Here is an 18,988-nt window from a genome sequence, read left to right as displayed (position 1 = left end):
CTTTTGATCCTGACATTCGCAAGCGTGGCTCCGCGCGCCCGTGCGAATGTCAGGATCGGGCCACTCGCCATGTCAGGGATGCCGCGAGCGCGTCAGCATGATGCCGACGTCATCGAAGATCGCGGCGATCGGCGCATGCGGCTTGTGCACGGTGATCTTGACCGCACGGATGCGCGGGAAGTGCGACAGGATGGCATCGGCGACCGCGCCGGCCGCACCTTCCAGCAGCTTGTAATTGGTGTTCTTGAACGCCGCCGTCGTGGTCGCCACGACTTCGGCGTAGGACACCGTATCGGCGAGCCGGTCGGTGCGCGCGGGCTCCGACAGGTCGGTATAGAGCTCGAGGTCGATGACGAAACGCTGGCCGACCTCGGTCTCGTGATCCATCACGCCGTGGCGGGCATGGATCGACAGGCCGGTGACGAAGATCGTGTCGGTCATTGCTTGCTCTCGATTGCGTTGGCGACTCGCAGGGCTTGCAGGGTCTCGGCGACGTCATGGGTCCGGATGATCTTCGCGCCCTTCTGGGCGGCGATGAGATGCGCGGCGATCGAGCCGGCGAGCCGCTCCTTCGGCTCCGAGGGCGAGACCGAGGCGATGAAGCGTTTGCGCGAGGCGCCTACGAGGATCGGCAGGCCGAACATGTCGAGCTCGCGTAAGCGCGCCAGCGTCGTCATGCTCTGCTCGGCGGTCTTGCCGAAGCCGATGCCGGGATCGAGCACGATTTTGTCGCGCGCGATGCCGGCCTTTGCCGCGATCTCGAGCGAGCGCAGAAAGAACGCCTTCATGTCCACGACGATGTCGATGGCGGGATCGACGCTGTCGCGGTTGTGCATGATGATGACCGGGACGCCTCTTGCGGCGATCAGCGGCGCCATGCCGGCATCGCGTTGCAGGCCCCAGACGTCGTTGGCGATCGCGGCGCCCTGGTCGAGCGCGAAGGCGACGACCTCGGCCTTCATGCTGTCGATCGACACCGGCACGCCGAGCGCGACGACGCCCGCCAGCACCGGTCTCAGCCGGGCCAGCTCGTCCTCGGCGGTGACGGGCTTCGCGCCCTTGTAGGGCCGGGTGGATTCGGCGCCGATGTCGATGAGGTCGACGCCATCGGCGATCATCGCCCGTGCCCGCTCCAGCGCCTGCTCGGGCGCGATGAACTCGCCGCCGTCGGAGAAGGAATCCGGGGTGACGTTGAGCACGCCCATCACCGCCGGAATGGGCCGGCCCACGAGCGTCCGCAGCGCATCGAGCCCGGCCGAGCCGGCCGGCGGGACGGATGGGGAGGGCGAGGCATTCATGCCGCCCGCTTTGCGCGGTCGGGAAGGGGGTGTCAAGCCGGGAGGCGGCGGCAGCGCCATGCCCGGGGGCGATGATGCGGCACTCTCGTGCAGTATCCTCGCTGTCGTCCCGGCGAACGCGGGAGGACGGAAAAGCCTAATACGAAATCTTCGGCGGCAGCTTCTTGGCCTTGGCGATGATGTCGCCGACCGACTTTTCGGACGGCAGGATGCGGACGAGCTTCTTCTTCTCGTTGGCCTCGCGCATGCTCTGCGCCAGCCTTGCCGGATTTCGATAGGCGAGCTCGCGCACCGTGGTTACGCCGGCAGCACGGACGAGGCCCACCTTGGCTCGGCCCATGCCGGGGATGCGCATGTAGTCGGAGACATTGGCCCATTCCAGCAGCTGCTGCTCGCTGATGCCGGTCTTGGCGGACAGCGTCTTGCGGCCCTTCGCGGTCGAGGCTGCCTCGAGCAGCGCGTCGGTGGTGCGGATGCCCTGCGCCTTCAGCTTGTTGGCGGCAAAAGCAGGCAGACCCTCAATCTCGGAAATCGGATATGTCATGATATTCGATATGAAAAAAAGTCGCTCAGGCGAATTGGCTGAGGCCCGGCGTCCCCGCAATAATTTTGCCCGTCTGATCCGCTCCGATTTTGTCTCGGCCGTAGCGGAAAAGTTCACGGGCGATGTTTTGAATCTCGGACATGCCAAGCCCCAGTCCCATCAGGCGTGTGCCGGCCGCCATCAGGCCGCCGCCCATTAGCCGCGACAGGCCGCCGCTGCTCCTGGAGGCCTCGATCGCGGTTTCCGCGCCGGGAATCTGATCGATCAGGGCCTGCACGCTGTCGGAAGGACCCTCGTTGCGGAGGAAGTCCAGGATAATGCCCACGGTCTTTTCAGCCACAGCACTATCTATGCTGGCGTTTGTCGCCAGCTGCCCGATCAGCTCGTCCATTAGACCCGCCCCTCAACCGGTTGCACGCCGGAGTATTGCTTTCGAAAATGATCTTGAGCCGGTGTGGTGTGAATTACAAGCGATGAACGCATGCGACGATCCGATTCACTGTCGAAGGCTCGAAAAGTGTTGCAAGGGTGCAAGACCGGAGACGGAAACAGCGAAAAAATGCCGCGGTGCGAACGCAGCATTCCTACTTTTGGCTGACGTCGCCGGTCTGTTTCCGGCAATGTCGCATGCGCGGGGCCTGTTGAACGGTTTCAAATGGCGGGCGATATGCGTTAAACTACGGAACAGGTTTGCTCAGTTTCATTGCGCGAAACCGGGCAGAGAGATTCAGAGAGAATAATGACGGCACAGGACAGCAAGCTCGGCGACACCGACGAGAAGATCTTCGTCGGCAAGGGAGACGAGCAGGCATGGCTGACACTGGCGCTCGCCAATCGCCACGGCCTCGTCACCGGCGCAACCGGAACCGGAAAGACGGTGACTCTGCAAGTCATGGCGGAAGGATTTGCGCGCGCCGGTGTTCCGGTGTTCGCGGCCGACATCAAGGGTGATCTCTCCGGCATCTCCGAGGTCGGCGAGGCCAAAGATTTCATCGTCAAGCGCGCCACGGAGATGGGGCTGACGTTCCAACCCGACCGGTTCTCGACGGTGTTCTGGGATGTGTTCGGCGAGCAAGGTCATCCGGTGCGCGCGACCGTCACGGAGATGGGGCCGCTGCTGCTGGCGCGCATGCTCGACTTGAACGACGTGCAGGAAGGCGTGCTCAACGTCGCTTTCCGCGTCGCCGACGACGCCGGCCTCACCCTCATCGACATGAAGGATCTGCGCGCGCTGCTCGATGCCATCGTGCCGGATGCCGGCAAGAAAACCGCCGATGCCGACGAAAGCCCGCTCGCCGACATCAAGAAGGCGGCGCAGGGTTTTGGCAACGTCACCAAGGCCACCGTCGGCACCATCCAGCGGCAGCTGCTAGTGCTGGAGAACCAGGGCGCCACCAAATTCTTCGGCGAGCCCGCGCTGACGCTGAAGGATTTCATGAAGACCGACCGCGACGGCCGCGGCATGGTCAACATCCTCGTTGCCGACAAGCTGCTCCAGTCGCCACGCCTTTACGCAACATTCCTGTTGTGGATGCTGTCGGAGCTGTTCGAGGAGCTGCCTGAAGCGGGCGACCTGCCGAAGCCGAAGCTGGTGTTCTTCTTCGACGAGGCGCATCTGCTCTTCAACGACGCGCCGAAGGCGCTGTTGGACAAGATCGAGCAGGTGGTGCGCTTGATCCGCTCCAAGGGCGTCGGCGTCTACTTCGTGACGCAGAACCCGATCGACGTGCCCGACCGTGTCCTGGGGCAGCTCGGCAACCGGGTGCAGCATGCGCTGCGCGCCTTCACCCCGCGCGACCAGAAAGCGGTGCTCGCCGCGGCCCAGACCTTCCGGCCCAATCCCAAGCTCGACACCGCCAAGGTGATCATGGAGCTCGGCAAGGGCGAGGCGCTGGTGTCCTTCCTCGAAGGCAACGGCACGCCGGCGATGGTCGAGCGCGTGATGATCCGGCCGCCATCGGCGCGCATCGGTCCGATCACGCCGGAAGAGCGCAAGGCGATCATGGATGTGAGTCCGGTGAAGGGCAAATACGACACCGCCGTCGATGCCGAGTCCGCCTATGAGATGATCCAGAAGCGCATCGCCGGCACGGCGGCGACCGCCGATCCCGGCGCGGCCGGCGGAGGCGGCGGCATCCTCGGCCAGATCGGCTCGATCGTCGGCACCATCTTCGGCACCAATGTCAAGCGCGGCCGCCTGTCGACCGGACAGGTGATTGCGCGCGACGTGACGCGGTCGGTGACCAACCAGGTGATCGGCGGCATGGCGGCCAATATCGGCAAATCGGTCGCCGGCCAGCTCGGCGGCTCGATCGGTCGCACCCTGGTCCGCGGCGCGCTCGGCGGGCTGCTGCGCCGCTAGGCAGACAAGCCAGGTTTGAGGCAGGCTCGTCAAGCCCACACCCCCACCACAATTTCGGGTGAGGGGGCTCTCCAAGCCCGCTTCGGTCTGCTACGTCCATGGCTTTGCCGAATGGACCCACCGTGACCTCGACCGACCCGCTACCCAAGCCTGATGCGCCGAGACGCCTGTCGCTGCGCTCGCCGCTGGACCTGCTCTTCCTGCTGTGCTGCTTCATCCTGACGGCCGACGTCCTCGGTCCCGAGTTTTTCGGCAACAACGGCAAGACCAAGGACTATGCGCTCTGGTATTGGGCCGGGCAGCAGGTGCTGCACGGCGCGCCGCTCTATCCCAGCGACGTCCATCACCAGTTCGAATTCATCTATCCGCCGCTGTCCGCGATCTTGCTCGCGATTCCGAGCTGGTTCGGCAAGGTCGCGCTCTACACGGTGCTGTCTCTCCTGAATGCGCTGGCGTGGTGGTACACCGGGACGCTCTCCAACGTCATGACCGGATCGGGCCGCAAGGCTGGCCCCTGGCTGGAGGCGCTGCCGGCCATCGTCACCGTGACCTTCACCTTCGACATGTTCGATCTCGGCCAGCCGAATCTCGTCCTGCTCGCGATGATGCTGTGGGGCTTCTGGAACTTGCAGCATCAGCGTCCCTGGCGCGCCGGCTTCATGTTCGCGCTCGCCACCGCCATCAAGGTGTTTCCGATCGCGGTGCTGCCCTATCTGGTCTGGCGGCGGAAATGGGCGGCTGTCGGCGCCATGATCGCCTTCACGGGCATGCTTCTTTATGTGGTGCCCGCGCCGATCCGCGGCTTCGAGCGCAACGCGGCCGAGCTGGCGACCTGGTATCAGGGCATGGTCGGATCGAGCTCGGAAAAGGGCTTTGGCCAGCGCGACGAGCAGAACTGGTCGTGGGTCAACCAGTCCATCATCGCGGTGACGCATCGCCTGGTCCGGCCGATCAACTACAATCAGGAGGATCCCAACAAGCCGCCGCGCACGATGAATGTCATCGACGTCGACTACAAGACGGCGAATTGGATCGTGCTGGCGGTGTCGGCGCTGCTCGGGCTCGGCTTCGTCGCGGTGATGCCACCGCAACGGCGGAGGACGGCGCGCTCGGATGCCGAGGAGCTCGGCATCCTGTTCTGCCTGATGACGATCGCCTCGCCTCTGGCGCGGCAATACTACTTCATGTGGCTGTTCTTCCCGATGACGGTGCTGATGCATCGCGCCGCCTTCGACGAACGGGCGAATGTGCGGCTGGGAACTTGGCTTGCGCTGGCCGCTGCCGGCATCCTCTTGCTGCTGGCACTGCCCTGGTTTCCCAATGTCATCCAGGCCTGGGGCAACAATCTTGCCGCCACCGGCATTCTCGCCGGCAGCCTCGCATGGCACCTCCGCCATCCGCCGGTTGCGGCTGGCTCTGGCGCCGCGTCGGAGCTAAAAGCCAAGCCATCTTAAAAAGCCATTTTAAAACTCATCTTAAGAGCCATCTTAAAAGCCTGATGTCTCGAGACTCGAAAGCAGGGAAGACGACCATGGCCAATGCGCAGCTTCAATCCGTGCTCGACCACATCGACAAGGATTTCGACAACAGCCTGGAGCGTCTGTTCTCGCTGTTGCGGATCAAGTCGATCTCCGCGGATCCGGCCTTTGCCGGCGACTGCAAGGCCGCGGCCGAGCATCTCGCCAAGGATCTCGCCAGCCTCGGTGTCTCAACCGAGGTGAGGCCGACCGCCGGCCATCCCGCTGTCGTCGGCAAGACCGGAGTGGGCGGCCGGCCACATGTGATCTTCTACGGACATTACGATGTGCAGCCGGTCGATCCGATTGACCTCTGGCACAGCCCGCCGTTCGAGCCCGTCGTCACCGAACACGCCGACGGCCGCAAGATCATCGTCGCGCGCGGCGCCGAAGACGACAAGGGCCAGGTCATGACCTTCGTCGAGGCCTGCCGCGCCTGGAAGAAGGTCACGGGCTCGCTGCCGATCGACGTCACCTTCCTGATCGAAGGCGAGGAGGAGGTCGGCTCGAAGAACTTCGTGCCATTCGTCGAGGCCAACAAGGACGAGTTCAAGGCCGATTACGTGCTGGTCTGCGACACCGGCATGTGGGACCCGGAAACGCCGGCGATCACGACGGCGCTGCGCGGCCTGCTCTATGAAGAGGTGAAGATCACCGCGGCCAATCGTGATCTGCATTCCGGCGTGTACGGCGGCACGGCGATGAACCCGATTCGGGTGTTGACCAAAATCCTCGGCGGCCTGTTCGACGACGACAACCGCATCACCATTCCCGGCTTCTATGACGGCGTGAAGGATACGCCGCCGGAGATCTTGGAGCAGTGGAAGAAGCTCAGCTTCACCCCGAAGTCGTTCCTCACGCCCGTCGGCCTGTCGATCCCCGCCGGTGAGAAGGGGCGGCTGATGGTCGAGCAGGCCTCCACGCGTCCGACCTGCGACGTCAACGGCATCTGGGGCGGCTATATCGGCGAGGGCTCGAAGACGGTGATCCCGTCGCATGCCTCCGCCAAGGTCTCATTCCGGCTGGTCCAGGGGCAGGACCCCCACAAGATCCGCAAGGCGTTCCGTGATTACGTATCGGCGCGCATTCCGGGCGACTGCAAGGTCGAGTTCGGCGACCATTCCGCCGCGCCCGCCGCGGCGCTCGACTGGAACATGAAGCCGCTCGCGGCGGCCAGCAAGGCGCTGGCGGAGGAATGGGGCAAGGAGACCGTGCTGATGGGCTCGGGCGCCTCGATCCCGATCGTCGCCGACTTCAAGCGTACGCTTGGCCTTGACTCGCTGCTGGTCGGCTTCGGCCTCGACGATGACAACATCCATTCGCCGAACGAGAAGTACGACCTCCGCAGCTTCCAGAAGGGCATCCGCTCCTGGGCAAGGATTCTCGCGGCGCTGGCAGAGGTGAAATGACCGCGTAGCGATCACTCACTCAAATAAAAACGCCGCCCGGGATTGGACGGCGTTTCATTCCAATACGTGCAGAGGTCGTTCGAAAGCGATCCTACACCAAATCCCGAAAATCTCAAGACCGGTAGCCCGGAAGCTCGCGGTCGAGCTTGCGCAGCAATGGCGGCCAGACGAGGTTGGTCGCGCGCAGCTCGGCGCGGTCGCGGTTGGCGAGCAGCTCGGTATTCTTCTCGATCGCCACGTCGTCCACCGGATACACCGGCGTGCCCAGCGCGCGCGTGCGCACCTGCATCGAGCAGGCGCGCTCTAGGTGATACATGCGCTCGAAGGCGGAGGCGACCGAGCGGCCGACCGTCAGCGTGCCGTGGTTGCGCAGCAGCATGTGATTGTGGTTGCCGAGGTCCTTCTGGAGCCGCGGCCGCTCGTCGTGGTCGAGCGCGATGCCTTCATAGTCGTGGTAGGCCAGATCGTGGGTGACGAGCTGGGCGGTCTGGTTCAGCGGCAACAGGCCTTCGGCGCTGCTCGACACCGCGGTGCCGTCGAGAGTGTGGAGATGCAGCACGCAGATGGCGTCCTCGCGCACCTCGTGGATCGCGGAATGGATGGTGAAGCCGGCGGGGTTGATGCTGTACTCGCTCTCGGTGAGCTGGTTGCCGTGCAGGTCGACCTTGACGAGGCTCGAGGCCGTGATCTCGTCGAACATCAGCCCGTAGGGGTTGATCAGGAAGTGATGGTCGGGGCCGGGCACGCGCGCGGAGATGTGGGTGTCGACTAGATCATCCCAGCCGTACAGCGCGACGAGGCGATAGCAGGCGGCGAGATTGACCCGTTGCTGCCACTCGGCCTCCGTCATGTTCGACGGCACTTCCTTCAGGCGCGCTTCCGCTGGTGACATGGTCATCTCTCCGAACATCGTTGTTGCGGGAGGGAGCGTAGTCTTGGTCTGAGCTCGCAGCAAGGCGCGTCAGGAGCGCGGCAGTTCAGCGTCGCCCGCATGGAGCGGGCTGCGCTGGAGAAGATTATTATGGCGCCGGCACTGACAGCAGGCTGGAAATGCTGCGGCCGCGGATGTCGTAGACGCGGGCGAATACGACGTCGTCGCGCTTGATTTCGACCATCACGGGCGCGGTGAGGCCCTTGCAGTAGAACTCGCCGAGCGTCATGGCGAAATCGGCTGCGTTGGAATCCCAACCGATGGTGAAGTCGGGGCCGAGCGCGACCTGCGCCGGACGTTGCGGACCGCACACCGCGACCTTCCATTTGCGATTGACCGGCGGCACTTCCTGGCGCTCGACCAGCTGCTCGCGCAGCTCGTCGGAGGCCTGCTTCAGCGCGAGGCCCCAATAGTCCAGCATGAAGCGGTCGTCGGCGCCGCGCACGGTGCCGGCGATGTGGTTGAAGTGGGTGTATTGATAGGGATGCAGCCGGATCATCTCGGCGAGCGAGAGCGCAAGGCCAAAGCAGAAGGTCGCGAGCACGACTGGCTGCCAGGTGCGGTGATTGGCGCGCAGGCGCTCCATGGTCCAGGCGAAGGCGATGCCGCCCAGCACCGCCATCGGCGGGATCACGAACACGAAATGGCGGATGCCGTTGTACAGCGCCGGCCGCTTCACCATCGCGATCGCGAGCGGCAGCGTCGCAGCTAGCGTCAGCATCAACAGGATGGTCTTGCGGCGTGCCGGGACCTCGCGGCGCGGCAGCAGCGCGAAGGTGCCGACCACGGCACCGCCCATCAGCACCAGCATCACCTCGGGCAGCTGCAGCGCGAACAGCGTCGGCAGATAGGACCAGGGCATGTCGGGCACGGACACGATCGCACCGTCGAACATCTCCTTCCATGGCTTCTCGAAGAAGTGCGAGAAATAGGTCAGCGCCTCGAAGGGATTGCCGGGCTCCATGATCGACCACGGCCAGATCAGGCCCATCACGAGATAGCCGAGTACGAGGCCGGGCAGCAGCACATAGACAACATGGGCGAAGCGTCGCACCGACTCGCGCAGCCCCTCGCTGCGCAATTCCTCCAGGAACAGCGGCAGGAAGCCGACCGTTGCGTAGACCAGCGAAAGACCGCCGAGAATGCGCGTGCCGAGCGCCAGGCCAGCACCCAGACCCACGATCAGGATCGTGCGCGGGGACGGCTGCGGATATTCCTCGGCGAGCCGGACGAGGCCGAGCATCAGGATGATCATGGCCACCGCGAAGGGCGCATCCTTCGGGTTCATGAACATGTGGCCGTAGAAGATCGGGCAGAGCGCGAGCAGCAGCAGCGCGGCGAGACCAGCGAGCGGGCCGCCGACGCGTCGGCCGAGCCGCCACGTCACCGCGAGCCCGATCACGCCGACGACCGCGCCGACCAGGCGTCGCGTCTCGAACAGCTCGAGCGGAATGACCTTGTGCAGGAGGGCCGCGACCATGTCGAAGCCGCCGCCATACATATAGAGGTTGGCGAAGGAGAGCGCGGCGGTGTCCTTGAAACCGGAACCGTACATGCGCAGCAACAGATCGGCATATTCAGCGTGGGTGTAGTCGTCCCAGCCGAGTCCGTAGTCGCGGAAGGTCAAGCCTGCGATGACGGCGACCGCAGCCAGCACCAGCATGGCGAGATCGTCGCAAGTCCGTTCGATCGAGCGCCGTTGAGGCGTGTCGATCGCCGAAGTCGTGATGGATGTCATGGCTATTGGTGACCCGGAATCCCCTCTCGGCCCTGCTGGTGCGCGCGGGCCTGTTCCCCGGACTCCGTATAGCGCAGTTCCATTACCAAGTAATTGGGCATTATGGCTAAATTCCTGATGCGGCGCAGCAAAATCGGGAACTTGGAAGCAGTCTAGCAGTAGCCAATCCTAGCTGAAGGGAATGTGAATAAGTCCCTGATTTCCTTTCCGGAACGCGGCCTACAATTCGCCGTTGGCGCGGAACATAGTATGACGGTATCGTGGCATAGAGGATGTCGCGTGTGGATGCGCGACCTGGGGTGGATTCGATGACCTTGGCATTGTTGATCGCGGGCATCGTCGCCGCTGTGGCGGGCCTCGTTGCGGTCGCTTTTGGCTTCACCGTCAGGGAATTCAGCCTCGGCAGCACCCTCATAATCTCTGGTACCATCGGCGTCTGCTCCGGAATGTTACTGGTCGGCCTGCATTTCGTGGTGCTCGAGCTGAGGAACATCGCCCGCCGGCTCGCTGGATCGGCCGCGCCGTCCGAGGTTCGCGTCAGGCCCGTGCTGCCGGGCCTTGCGATGCCGGGCGCGCCTGCGCCCGAGCCGGCGCTTGCTCCCGCGGCAAGGCCCGAGCCGGCGCCGCCGGCCGCAAGTCCGCCGCCCTGGCAGAGCGAGGCCGCGACGCGCGAGCGTCCGCGCGTCGAGCCACCGCCGCCGGAGCCGGAAGCTCCACCCGCAGTTCCCGAAGCGCCGCGCCGGCGCAACCTGTTGTTCGCCTCGACCTCGCGCAAGGAGCGCGAGCGCGCGGAGGCGAAGCCCGCCGAGAGCGCGCCACCGCAGCCGCCTGGAGCGCCCACGGAGGCTCAGGAGACGCCCGCGGGCTTCGACGACGCCTGGCCGAAGCCGGACCGTGGACGGCCGCAGGAACCGGCGGCCGGCCCGCGCCGTCCGTCGTCACCGCGCTCGGCGTCGACATTTGTTGAAGCTGCCCCGTCAGCACCGCCACCGCCGCCGCCCGCGCCGGAGCCGCCGGCCGAGCAGGCGCCCGTGACAGTGCTGAAATCCGGCGTCGTCGACGGCATGGCATATTCGCTCTATTCCGACGGCTCGATCGAAGCGCAGATGCCGGAGGGCATGATGCGCTTTGCCTCGATCGACGAGCTGCGCGCCCATCTCGACCAGCGGGGCTGAGGCGCTGCCTGGCCCAAGTAAAACCTGCCGTTCTTGTCACGGCGTCAGTAATCGCCCCATATTCATCAGTCGTCTCATTTCAGCCGAACGTATTGTTGACACGGAATACTTTGCTAGCGTCTCTGCCCGGAGACGCGATTCAAGGGAAAGGTCGAGCCCATGTCGGATGCCGGGGCCAAGAATTTCATCGAGCTGACGGCGAGCATCGTGTCGGCCTATGTCGGCAACAATCCCACGCCAGCTGCCGAGATTCCGAACCTGATCAGCCAGGTCCATGGTGCATTGGTGCGGGTGTCGTCAGGCCGCGGTGAGGCTGTGCCGCTCGAGCCGGCCAAGCCTGCGGTGTCGCTGAAGAAGTCGATCGCGCCGGACTATCTGGTGTGCCTCGAAGACGGCAAGCGCTTCAAATCGCTGAAGCGCCATCTGCGCACCCAGTACAACATGACGCCGGAGCAATATCGGGAGAAATGGGGCCTGCCCGCCGACTACCCCATGGTCGCGCCCAACTACGCGGTGGCGCGCTCGCAACTGGCGAAGCAGATGGGCTTGGGACAACAGCAGCGGAAGCGGAAGTAGCGCCAGCCTCGGACTTCGCGGGCAAAGGGGCAAAGCGCCGTGCCCGCGATTTCTCGTTGATTGCAGTCAGAATGGTGGGCACGCTGCGCTTTGCCCACGCTGCGGCCCTTCCTACGACGCTTCCGCCAGCGCCTCTTTCGCGTCGGTCTTGATGCGCTCGACCATCGAGCGGAGACCGTTGGAGCGCTGCGGCGTCAGGTGATCGCGGAAGCCGAACTCGTCGAACACGGCGATCGCGTCGGTGTCGAGGATCTGCTGCGGCGTGCGGCCCGAGTAGAGCGCGAGCACGATGGCGACCAGGCCGCGCACGATATGCGCGTCGCTGTCGCCGCGATATTTCAGGACCGGCACGCCACCATCGCGTTCGACCACCTTCTGGAGCCAGACCTGGCTGACGCAGCCGTTCACCTTGTTCTCGGCGGAGTGCTCGGCTTCCGGCATCGGTTCCAGGGTGCGGCCGAGCTCGATGACATACCGGTAGCGGTCGTCCCACTCGTCCAAAAGCTCGAAATTGTCCCTGATTTCGTCGATCGTCGTCATATCGGCCCAAAGTTCCTGTTCGAGCCAATATAGGGATGCGAAGAGCCGAAATCGATAGGGTTTGGGGCCTAATTCGCCGGCGACGAGCCGCGCCATTCCAACGCGAGGTCGTCCTGGGTCAGGGTGTCGCGCGGCGCCTCGCTCGTCGCAGCGTCGCCCTCGCCGGCCAGCGCGATCGAGCCGGTGTGGTCAGGTGCCTTCTTGCTGTCGCTCTTGTTGTCGTTCTTATCGTTGGTGATCTGCTCTTTCTTGTCGTTGATGATCTGGTAGATCTTCTTCGCGCCGTCCTGGGCGCGCTGGGCGATGATGGTCGCGGCCTGTCCGCCGACCTCGCAGGCCGCCGGCTGGCGCTTGCAGAACTGGCTCATGTCGGACACGGCCGCGGTCGCAGCCTGCACCGCGTCGGCGGCGCCGATCTGCGGCAGCTTCTCCGATTGAGGTGTCTTGTCCCGCGGCAGCAGCACGAGCACGAGCCCGAGCCAGAATGTGATGCGGAGCAGAAAGCGCATCTGATCGACCTGTATGTTAGATCCCGCCGCGGCGATGTCCGCGGGCTTGGGGACCTAGCAACTCTCGATAAATCGCAAGTGATTGCTTCGAGCTTAATTCGCGGAAAATTGACGCAAAAAACTTCGCAAGGACCGGCCTCGTCGATTTTCGATGGATGCCGGAAGGCAAGCGGCCATTCGGGCTGCCGCATCCACCATTTCGAAACCATGTGCGGGAAGATGAAACCCTGTGTTCACCATTCCTGCTGAAGACGTCGCCAAATCGTCTAAAAAGCCCCGCGTTGATGCGGTGTCCGGCCGCGCGCGGCGCTGCCTTAGCACTCGTTTAAGGTCGCTCTGACACGGTGGCTCAACGACAAGGAGGCGTTCCGGCGCGTCTTTTGACGAGTGAGCCGAAGCGCGAGACCCGTGACAGTTTTGAGTATCATCCGCGATTGTCTCGATGCGCTGCTGCATCCCTCCGCGCGTTACGATGCGCTGACGCGTGCGCGCCATCGTGCCTTCATGGCGCCGCGGCTGCTGGGCAGCCTGGCCGCCTTCGCCGCCTTTCCCGTTTATCTTGCCATGCGCGGCGCGCCAGGCGCGATCGAGGTCGCCGCCTTCGCCTGGCTGATCGCGCCGATCCTGTTGTCCTGGTTCCTGTCGCGCACCGGCCGCTATGAAGGCGCGCATGTGCTGTCGTCACTGGCGCTCGCCGGCCTGATCGTGACGGTCGCGGGCACCACCGGCGGCATCGAATCCTTCGCCGCGATCTGGCTGGTCGTGGTTCCGCTCGAGGCAGCGCTCTCGGCCTCGCGACGCGTCGCAGCCTTCGCCTGCCTGCTTGCGATCTCCTGCGCGGGGCTGCTGATCCTCTTCAGCCAGCTTGGGTGGCCGCCGGCCGGCGACATCAGCGCCACAGAGCGCGGCGTGCTGATGGCATTCGGCGTCGCATCCGCGACGCTCTATGCCGCGGGTCTTGCGTTTGGCGCGGAATCGCTCGCGCGCACCAGCGTCGCGCTGCTGTCGCGCGAGGAGGAGCGCTATCGCCTGCTCGCGCGCAACATGAGCGACGTCATCTCGCGGCACCGGCGCAACGGCGCGGTGCAGTTCATCTCGCCGGCGGTGGAAGCCATGCTCGGCATGCCGGTCGCGCAGCTGCTCGGTCACGGCCTGTTCGATCGCGTCCATGTCGCCGACCGTCCGGCCTATCTCACCGCGCTGTCGGATGCCGCGCGCGGCGAGGTGCGCAGCGTCGAGTTCCGGCTCCGGCGCGAGCCTGACGCGGCCGAGCGCGGCCAGGGAAATTATCAAGTCGATTTCATCTGGGTCGAGATGCGCTGCCGGCCGCTCGATCAGGACATGAGCGGAGATGTCGCGCGCGAGGCCGAAGTCGTCGGCGTGATGCGCGACGTCACCGACCGGAAGCTGTCCGAGCAGGCGCTCGACCAGGCCCGCAGCGCCGCCGAGGCGGCCGATGCGGCCAAGACGCGCTTCCTCGCCACCATGAGTCACGAGCTGCGCACGCCACTCAACGCCATCATCGGCTTCTCCGAGATGATCGCGCAGGAGCAGACCCTGATGCTCAGCGCGGCCCAGCGCAAGGAATACGCCGAGCTCATCAACGCGTCCGGCCAGCATCTGTTGTCCGTCGTCAACGGCATCCTCGACATGTCGAAGATGGAGACGGGCAATTTCGAGATCGCGTCCGAGCCGTTCGCGCCGCGCGCCTCGCTGATGCATTGCTGCAATCTGCTGGCGCTGAAGGCGCGGGAGAACGGCATCGATCTCATCACCGATGCGCCGCAGGACCTGCCTGTGATGACCGGCGATCCGCGCGCATTCAAGCAGATCGTGCTCAACCTCGTCGCTAACGCCATCAAGTTCACCGAGCGCGGCGGTCAGGTGACCGTGACGGCCGCCGCATCAGGCTCGCAGCTCACGCTGCGCATCACCGACACCGGGGTCGGCATCGCGCCGGATGATCTCAAGCGGATCGGCGCGCCGTTCTTCCAGGCCGGCAAGACCTATCAGCGCCGCCACGAAGGCACGGGCCTCGGACTTTCGATCGTGAAGAGTCTCGTGGCGTTGCATCTCGGCGAATTGACGCTACAAAGCAGGTTAGGTGAGGGCACCGCCGTCACCGTCAAGCTGCCGCTCGTCTACACGCCGCCGCAAGCCAAGAGCTTCGATGGCAAGCCGGTTGAAAGCAAGGTCACGACGTTGACGCCGGTGCTGCGCCAGGAGGCCTACGACCAAATTCGCGAGGAACTTCACGAAGACCTCAACGACCAACCCGCTCTGGTGAAGAAAAGTGCCTAAGAAGTCTGCCAAGGACGAAGCCGCTCCGCGCCGCCGTGGCGCCAAGGATGGGACCAAGGCCGCGGTCATCGACGTCGAGACCGAGCGCAACCTCGTGATGCGCGTGCTGCTGCACAGCCCGAAGGACACGCTGGCGGGTCTCGTCGCCGTCGCCGCCATCGCCGCGATCGTCGCCAATGCGCTGTTCCTGCAGACCGGCCGGCATCCGGCGCCGATGTTCGGCAGCGTGATCAATCTTCCCGTGCCTTCGTCGGTGCCGCTGTCGAACCCGTTGCCGCGTCCGCGCCCCGTCGGCGCCGACACCTCGCCGCTCGAACCGAGGGCGACGGAGTTTCGCGTCGAGCCCAAACCTGCTGAAAGAGCCGCCGAGAAGCCTGTGGAGAGGCCGGTCGAGGCGACCGCATCGACGCCGCGCGCGGGCAACGATCCCATGACCAATCTGGTCAAGGCGACCGCGACGCCGTCGTCCGCGATGCGTCCGCCGGCGCCGATCCCGCCGCCGCAGAGCCCGGCGGCGCGGCGCATCGCCGGCGTGCAGCGCGCGCTGGCCGAATATGGCTATGGCAATCTGAAGATCACGGGCACGATGAGTGGCGAGACCCAGTCCGCGATCCAGAAGTTCGAGCGCGAGCACAAGATGCCGGTCACCGGCCAGGTATCCGACCGCCTGCTGCGCGAGCTCGCCGCCGTGATCGGCCATCCCGTCGAATAATTGTCGGGCTGTGCATATCCACGCTCCTGACTGGGTCTCGCTGCCGCTGCGCGGGCGGATACTTCATCACAATTGACTTGAGATTATTTTGTAGCTACAAAATAATCCTGTGAAGATCGTTTGGGACGAACCGAAGCGCCAAGCCAATCTCGACAAGCACGGGATGGATTTCGCGGATCTCAACGAGACCTTCTTCGACAATGCCTTGGTTTTGGCGACCTATGGCAACCGCTGGCGCGCGATCGGCATTAGCATTCGGCGTTGTCTCAGTCATCTTCGCGACCCGCGGAGCTGAAGGCGCAAGCATCGTCAGCATGCGCCCTGCCAGCAAGAAAGAAAGGAGGTTCTATGAAGAAATCCGTCGCTAAGAAAGGTTACACCGCGCGGGACATGCGTGCGGTGAGCGACAATCCGGAATGGACCAAGGATGACTTCGCCAGGGCCAAGGCTTTCGATGAGGTTTTCCCAGGTGTGCGGAAGGGCCGCGGCCCCAACAAGGCTCCGACAAAACGGCAGGTGACCTTGCGCCTGAGCCCCGTGGTGGTCGACCATTTCAAGGCGGAAGGTCCGGGTTGGCAGAGCAGGATCGATGAAGAACTGCTCAAGGTGGTGAAGCGCAAGCGTACCTCCGCAGCAGGCTAGCTCATGCGCCTGAAATCAAACATCTGGGTCTCCGCTTATCTGCGCCGCTGCCAGACCGAGGGCGTGTTCGGGGCGGTGCGCCGCCGTGGCGCCGAGGAGGCGGGTGCGGTGTTCGTCAAGGTATCGCTGCTCGACGGCAACGCGATGCTCTACGTGCCGGCGCCGCAGACCGTCTATGAGGACGGCCGTCCCGTCGACCGCTTCTTCGTGCCGGTCGCGCCGCAGCCCCTGCCGGAGCACACCATTGAGGAGCGCCTGACCAAGGAGCTCCGCTTCGATCCGGATGCGTGGATCGTCGAGACCGAAGACCGCGCCGGGCGGCATTTCCTGGATTTGGCGAAGACTTAGCGCTCCGACGCCCCGCCGGTGCCGGTGCGCACCGTCGGGCTGGATCCGGGCTGCACGCCCGGTCGCGTCTGGCTTGCGCCGGCACGCGCGCGCTGCCGCTCGCTGTCGTGCAGCGAAGGTTGATACTTCGCCCGCGTCACGGCGAGCGTGGAGCCGCGCCAGGCCGCCAGCATCACCAGCGCCGCGCGGTCGCTGAGGCGGTCGTAGAGTCGCGACAGCCGGTACACCTCGTTCACGGAGTTGCCGATCTCCGGCTTGAAGAACAAGAGGATGCGCTGGAAATTCGGGCTCGGCATGTCGAGCGCGCGCGCGGCGACTGCGAGCGCCTCGCCGCCGGCATCGTCGACGATTTGCGCGGCGACGCGGGAGGGCAGGATCAGGCTGTCGCCGAGTTCATAGGTGAAGTTCTCGACGTCATTGGCGATTGCCGCCATCTCCAGGATCTGGATCGCGCGCTTGGCGCGCACGGTCGGTATCCGCGGCGCGGCCTTCAGCGGCGTCTGCGCCAGATTGTGCAGCATCAGCGCGCGCTCGGAGGCGCCGGCGCGGAAGAACGTGTCGTGGATTTCGGCCGCTTCCTTCGGCTGCATCGCCATGTTGGCGCCCATGCGCGCTTCCGCGTCGGTCGGGGCGCGGCTGGGGGACGGCGCCGAGATCTCGCGCGCGAGCGGAATCCTGCGGCCTTCCTGGGCCGCGACCAGCCCGAGCTTCTGCAGGACCGGGACGGGCGTCTGCGGATAGGTCGCGAGCTTCGCCTTGACCGAGGCGCGCGTCGCATCGTCGACCTGGTCGATCAGCCGCGTGGCGAGCTCGACGAATTGCCGCTGCTCGTCCTCGCTATGGGTGCTTGCCTGAACATAGAGGTCGGTCAGGACGCGCAGCAGCGTTGGACGAACATCGACGCCTTCACGACGTGACAGGGTCATCAGCCCGTCGAATCCGGGAAACAGCGACTTGGTCATGGAGAGGTACGCAACTTGGAAGAGACACTTGCAGCGAACCTAGCGCCGGTTCGTTTAAAGCCTCGTTAAGGAAAACGAGGCGTGAAGCGCGCCCTGCACTTACAGGCATTGTCGTGCCGCAACGGGACGGCGCGGCGAAGGCCGTGCGGTTACGGTCGGAGGGGCGTGTTTACACCCCGTTAACCATGAGCTGATCTTAATGGACCCATGTTGCAGGGGCGCGTTCGGTCGCGCGGCAATTGAAGAGAGCTGACATGGGGACCATCATCGAATTTCCGGCCGGTCGCCGGGTAGGCTCGTCGGGGGACGCCACACCGCGCACGGACACGGGAACGATCGTGATTCTCCCTGTGATCCGCATCGAGCGCGAGAGCGACGAAACCAGCGGCGATCGCGGGCCGGAGCAGGGCACAGCGCCGGGGCGCCGTCGCCGCCGCCGCTAGATCCGGCTCCCGCAATGCCGGAAACCATCCGCCAGATCCGGCCCTTCATATCGGCCATCCTGCTCGCAGCTCTGGGCGCGAGCCTCGCCGCCTGCAGCGGCGGCGATTTCGGCCGCACCCGCGCCGATATGCGCAGCGACGACATGCATCGCTGGCTCGGCGTTGAGGCCACCGGCAGCCTCGGCCTCAAGGCCTCGCAGTTCCAGCTCACCGACGAAGAGCGCCAGCTTCGCGACCTCGCCTATCCCATGATCGAGCCGCCGCTGTCGCGTCCGGCCTGGAAGAGCGTGTTCGGCGACTACAAGGCGCTGCCCTCGCCCTGGCGGCAGAAGATCGTGTTCGATCGCACCATGTACGGGCGCACGCTGATCGACGAGCCGCACCGCTCGCACTCCTCGCGCTATGCGCAGCTGATCGAGGACGTGCGCAACGACATCACCCGCTTCGAGCCGTTCTTCGCCTCCGCGATCCGCGTCATCGATCTAGACAGGAAGCGCAATGCCAGCATGGTGCGCGTCTCCGAGCTCTCGCCGCGGGAGATGGAGGACGCGATCGCGCGCATGCAGGAGAACTCGCTCATTGTGCAGTGGGTGCAGCAGTGCCTCGAACAGCGTGTTTCCTCTTATCGCTGGGCATTGGAGCGCCTGGTGATCCAGGCGCCCGACGGCATGGCCGCCGACGCCGACCGCCTGATCGGAGAGCTCGCCGCCCAGACCGCCAACCCGCCGGTCATGAGCCAGCCGCCTTACGGCCGCGCGGTGGTCTCGAAGGGCTGAGCGCATTGCGCGCGCCGGTCCGATCAGGCTTTCGCCGCTACTTCTGCAGCGTGTCCACAAATTCCTTCAGCGCATCCGATAGCGGGGCCGACCGATGCGCGATAGGCAACCCCACCTCGCGCTTCACCTTGAGCTCCCGCCGATTACGAGCGCTGCCGGTGCGGAGGGCATTGAGCGAGCGCCTTGCGCGACGCGCGCTCGCCAC

At 65.0% G+C, this 18,988-nt stretch carries 20 protein-coding genes and 1 pseudogene; 12 read left to right on the top strand and 9 right to left on the bottom strand.

Annotation, left to right across the window (positions count from 1 at the left end; genetic code table 11):
* Positions 1-72 precede the first annotated feature (72 nt).
* The 4 genes from folB to ACVWY3_RS17795 form a co-directional block, all read right to left on the bottom strand.
* Complete coding sequence (folB, locus tag ACVWY3_RS17810; protein ID WP_008132622.1) at positions 73-441, bottom strand: dihydroneopterin aldolase; 369 nt, start codon at positions 439-441, stop codon at positions 73-75.
* Positions 438-1,298, bottom strand: coding sequence for a dihydropteroate synthase (gene folP, locus ACVWY3_RS17805; RefSeq protein ID WP_456839623.1), 861 nt, complete (start codon positions 1,296-1,298; stop codon positions 438-440). Before folP ends, folB begins: the two co-directional genes overlap by 4 nt.
* 136 nt (positions 1,299-1,434) lie before the next feature.
* Positions 1,435-1,842: a DUF4332 domain-containing protein gene (locus ACVWY3_RS17800; protein WP_456839622.1), complete on the bottom strand. Its 408-nt coding sequence runs from the start codon at positions 1,840-1,842 to the stop codon at positions 1,435-1,437.
* 25 nt (positions 1,843-1,867) lie between these two features.
* Positions 1,868-2,233 (bottom strand): DUF2267 domain-containing protein, encoded by a 366-nt coding sequence (locus ACVWY3_RS17795; protein ID WP_456839621.1) that lies wholly within the window; start codon positions 2,231-2,233, stop codon positions 1,868-1,870.
* Between the two features lie 348 nt (positions 2,234-2,581).
* On the opposite strand from ACVWY3_RS17795, the gene ACVWY3_RS17790 reads away from it, so the two are divergent.
* From ACVWY3_RS17790 to ACVWY3_RS17780, 3 genes are all read left to right on the top strand, one after another.
* Positions 2,582-4,204, top strand: a complete 1,623-nt coding sequence (locus ACVWY3_RS17790; protein WP_456839620.1) for a helicase HerA-like domain-containing protein — start codon at positions 2,582-2,584, stop codon at positions 4,202-4,204.
* A 98-nt stretch (positions 4,205-4,302) separates the two neighbouring features.
* Entirely contained in the window at positions 4,303-5,658 is a 1,356-nt protein-coding gene (locus tag ACVWY3_RS17785) for a glycosyltransferase family 87 protein (protein WP_456839619.1), read from the top strand.
* A 77-nt stretch (positions 5,659-5,735) separates the two neighbouring features.
* A complete protein-coding gene (locus ACVWY3_RS17780; RefSeq protein WP_456839618.1) occupies positions 5,736-7,130 on the top strand; it encodes a M20/M25/M40 family metallo-hydrolase in 1,395 nt (464 codons plus the stop codon).
* 112 nt (positions 7,131-7,242) lie between these two features.
* Here the strand turns inward: ACVWY3_RS17780 and ACVWY3_RS17775 are convergent, their stop codons facing one another.
* Both ACVWY3_RS17775 and ACVWY3_RS17770 read right to left on the bottom strand, forming a co-directional pair.
* Positions 7,243-8,022 (bottom strand): class II aldolase/adducin family protein, encoded by a 780-nt coding sequence (locus ACVWY3_RS17775; RefSeq protein WP_456839617.1) that lies wholly within the window; start codon positions 8,020-8,022, stop codon positions 7,243-7,245.
* A 127-nt stretch (positions 8,023-8,149) separates the two neighbouring features.
* On the bottom strand, positions 8,150-9,799 hold the full coding sequence (locus ACVWY3_RS17770) for a glycosyltransferase family 39 protein (protein WP_456839616.1): 1,650 nt from the start codon (positions 9,797-9,799) through the stop codon (positions 8,150-8,152).
* 308 nt (positions 9,800-10,107) lie between these two features.
* Between ACVWY3_RS17770 and ACVWY3_RS17765 the strand changes: the two genes are divergently transcribed.
* Positions 10,108-10,974: a DUF308 domain-containing protein gene (locus ACVWY3_RS17765; RefSeq protein WP_456839615.1), complete on the top strand. Its 867-nt coding sequence runs from the start codon at positions 10,108-10,110 to the stop codon at positions 10,972-10,974.
* A 159-nt stretch (positions 10,975-11,133) separates the two neighbouring features.
* Positions 11,134-11,550 (top strand): MucR family transcriptional regulator, encoded by a 417-nt coding sequence (locus tag ACVWY3_RS17760; RefSeq protein ID WP_456839614.1) that lies wholly within the window; start codon positions 11,134-11,136, stop codon positions 11,548-11,550.
* 111 nt (positions 11,551-11,661) lie between these two features.
* Here ACVWY3_RS17760 and ACVWY3_RS17755 read toward each other — a convergent pair whose 3' ends face one another.
* Complete coding sequence (locus ACVWY3_RS17755) at positions 11,662-12,090, bottom strand: SufE family protein (RefSeq protein WP_456839613.1); 429 nt, start codon at positions 12,088-12,090, stop codon at positions 11,662-11,664.
* Positions 12,091-12,158: 68 nt separating this feature from the next.
* On the bottom strand, positions 12,159-12,599 hold the full coding sequence (locus ACVWY3_RS17750; RefSeq protein WP_456839612.1) for a DUF5330 domain-containing protein: 441 nt from the start codon (positions 12,597-12,599) through the stop codon (positions 12,159-12,161).
* Positions 12,600-13,007: 408 nt separating this feature from the next.
* Here ACVWY3_RS17750 and ACVWY3_RS17745 point away from each other — a divergent pair, with 408 nt between their 5' ends.
* The 5 genes and pseudogenes from ACVWY3_RS17745 to ACVWY3_RS17725 all read left to right on the top strand — a co-directional run bounded on the left by ACVWY3_RS17745 (position 13,008) and on the right by ACVWY3_RS17725 (position 16,602).
* Complete coding sequence (locus ACVWY3_RS17745; RefSeq protein ID WP_456839611.1) at positions 13,008-14,900, top strand: PAS domain-containing sensor histidine kinase; 1,893 nt, start codon at positions 13,008-13,010, stop codon at positions 14,898-14,900.
* Positions 14,893-15,612 (top strand): peptidoglycan-binding domain-containing protein, encoded by a 720-nt coding sequence (locus ACVWY3_RS17740; protein ID WP_456839610.1) that lies wholly within the window; start codon positions 14,893-14,895, stop codon positions 15,610-15,612. The genes ACVWY3_RS17745 and ACVWY3_RS17740 overlap by 8 nt, the downstream gene beginning before the upstream one ends.
* Positions 15,613-15,721: 109 nt before the next feature.
* Positions 15,722-15,980 (top strand): annotated as a pseudogene (locus ACVWY3_RS17735) (BrnT family toxin).
* The gene (locus tag ACVWY3_RS17730) at positions 15,961-16,254 is read left to right on the top strand and encodes a BrnA antitoxin family protein (RefSeq protein WP_456839609.1); all 294 of its coding nucleotides are present in this window, start codon (positions 15,961-15,963) and stop codon (positions 16,252-16,254) included. Before ACVWY3_RS17735 ends, ACVWY3_RS17730 begins: the two are co-directional and overlap by 20 nt.
* A 3-nt stretch (positions 16,255-16,257) precedes the next feature.
* A complete protein-coding gene (locus ACVWY3_RS17725) occupies positions 16,258-16,602 on the top strand; it encodes a DUF1491 family protein (RefSeq protein ID WP_456839608.1) in 345 nt (114 codons plus the stop codon).
* Here the strand turns inward: ACVWY3_RS17725 and ACVWY3_RS17720 are convergent.
* A complete protein-coding gene (locus ACVWY3_RS17720) occupies positions 16,599-17,564 on the bottom strand; it encodes a DUF2336 domain-containing protein (protein ID WP_456839607.1) in 966 nt (321 codons plus the stop codon). The two genes, ACVWY3_RS17725 and ACVWY3_RS17720, sit on opposite strands and share 4 nt — an antisense overlap.
* Before the next feature lie 254 nt (positions 17,565-17,818).
* Between ACVWY3_RS17720 and ACVWY3_RS17715 the strand changes: the two genes are divergently transcribed.
* Entirely contained in the window at positions 17,819-18,007 is a 189-nt protein-coding gene (locus tag ACVWY3_RS17715) for a hypothetical protein (RefSeq protein WP_235539389.1), read from the top strand.
* Positions 18,008-18,021: 14 nt separating this feature from the next.
* The gene (locus tag ACVWY3_RS17710) at positions 18,022-18,783 is read left to right on the top strand and encodes a hypothetical protein (RefSeq protein WP_456839606.1); all 762 of its coding nucleotides are present in this window, start codon (positions 18,022-18,024) and stop codon (positions 18,781-18,783) included.
* Positions 18,784-18,988 lie beyond the last annotated feature (205 nt).

The sequence above is a fragment of the Bradyrhizobium sp. USDA 4486 genome, from assembly GCF_054057995.1.
This window is presented reverse-complemented; position numbering and strand designations above follow the sequence as displayed.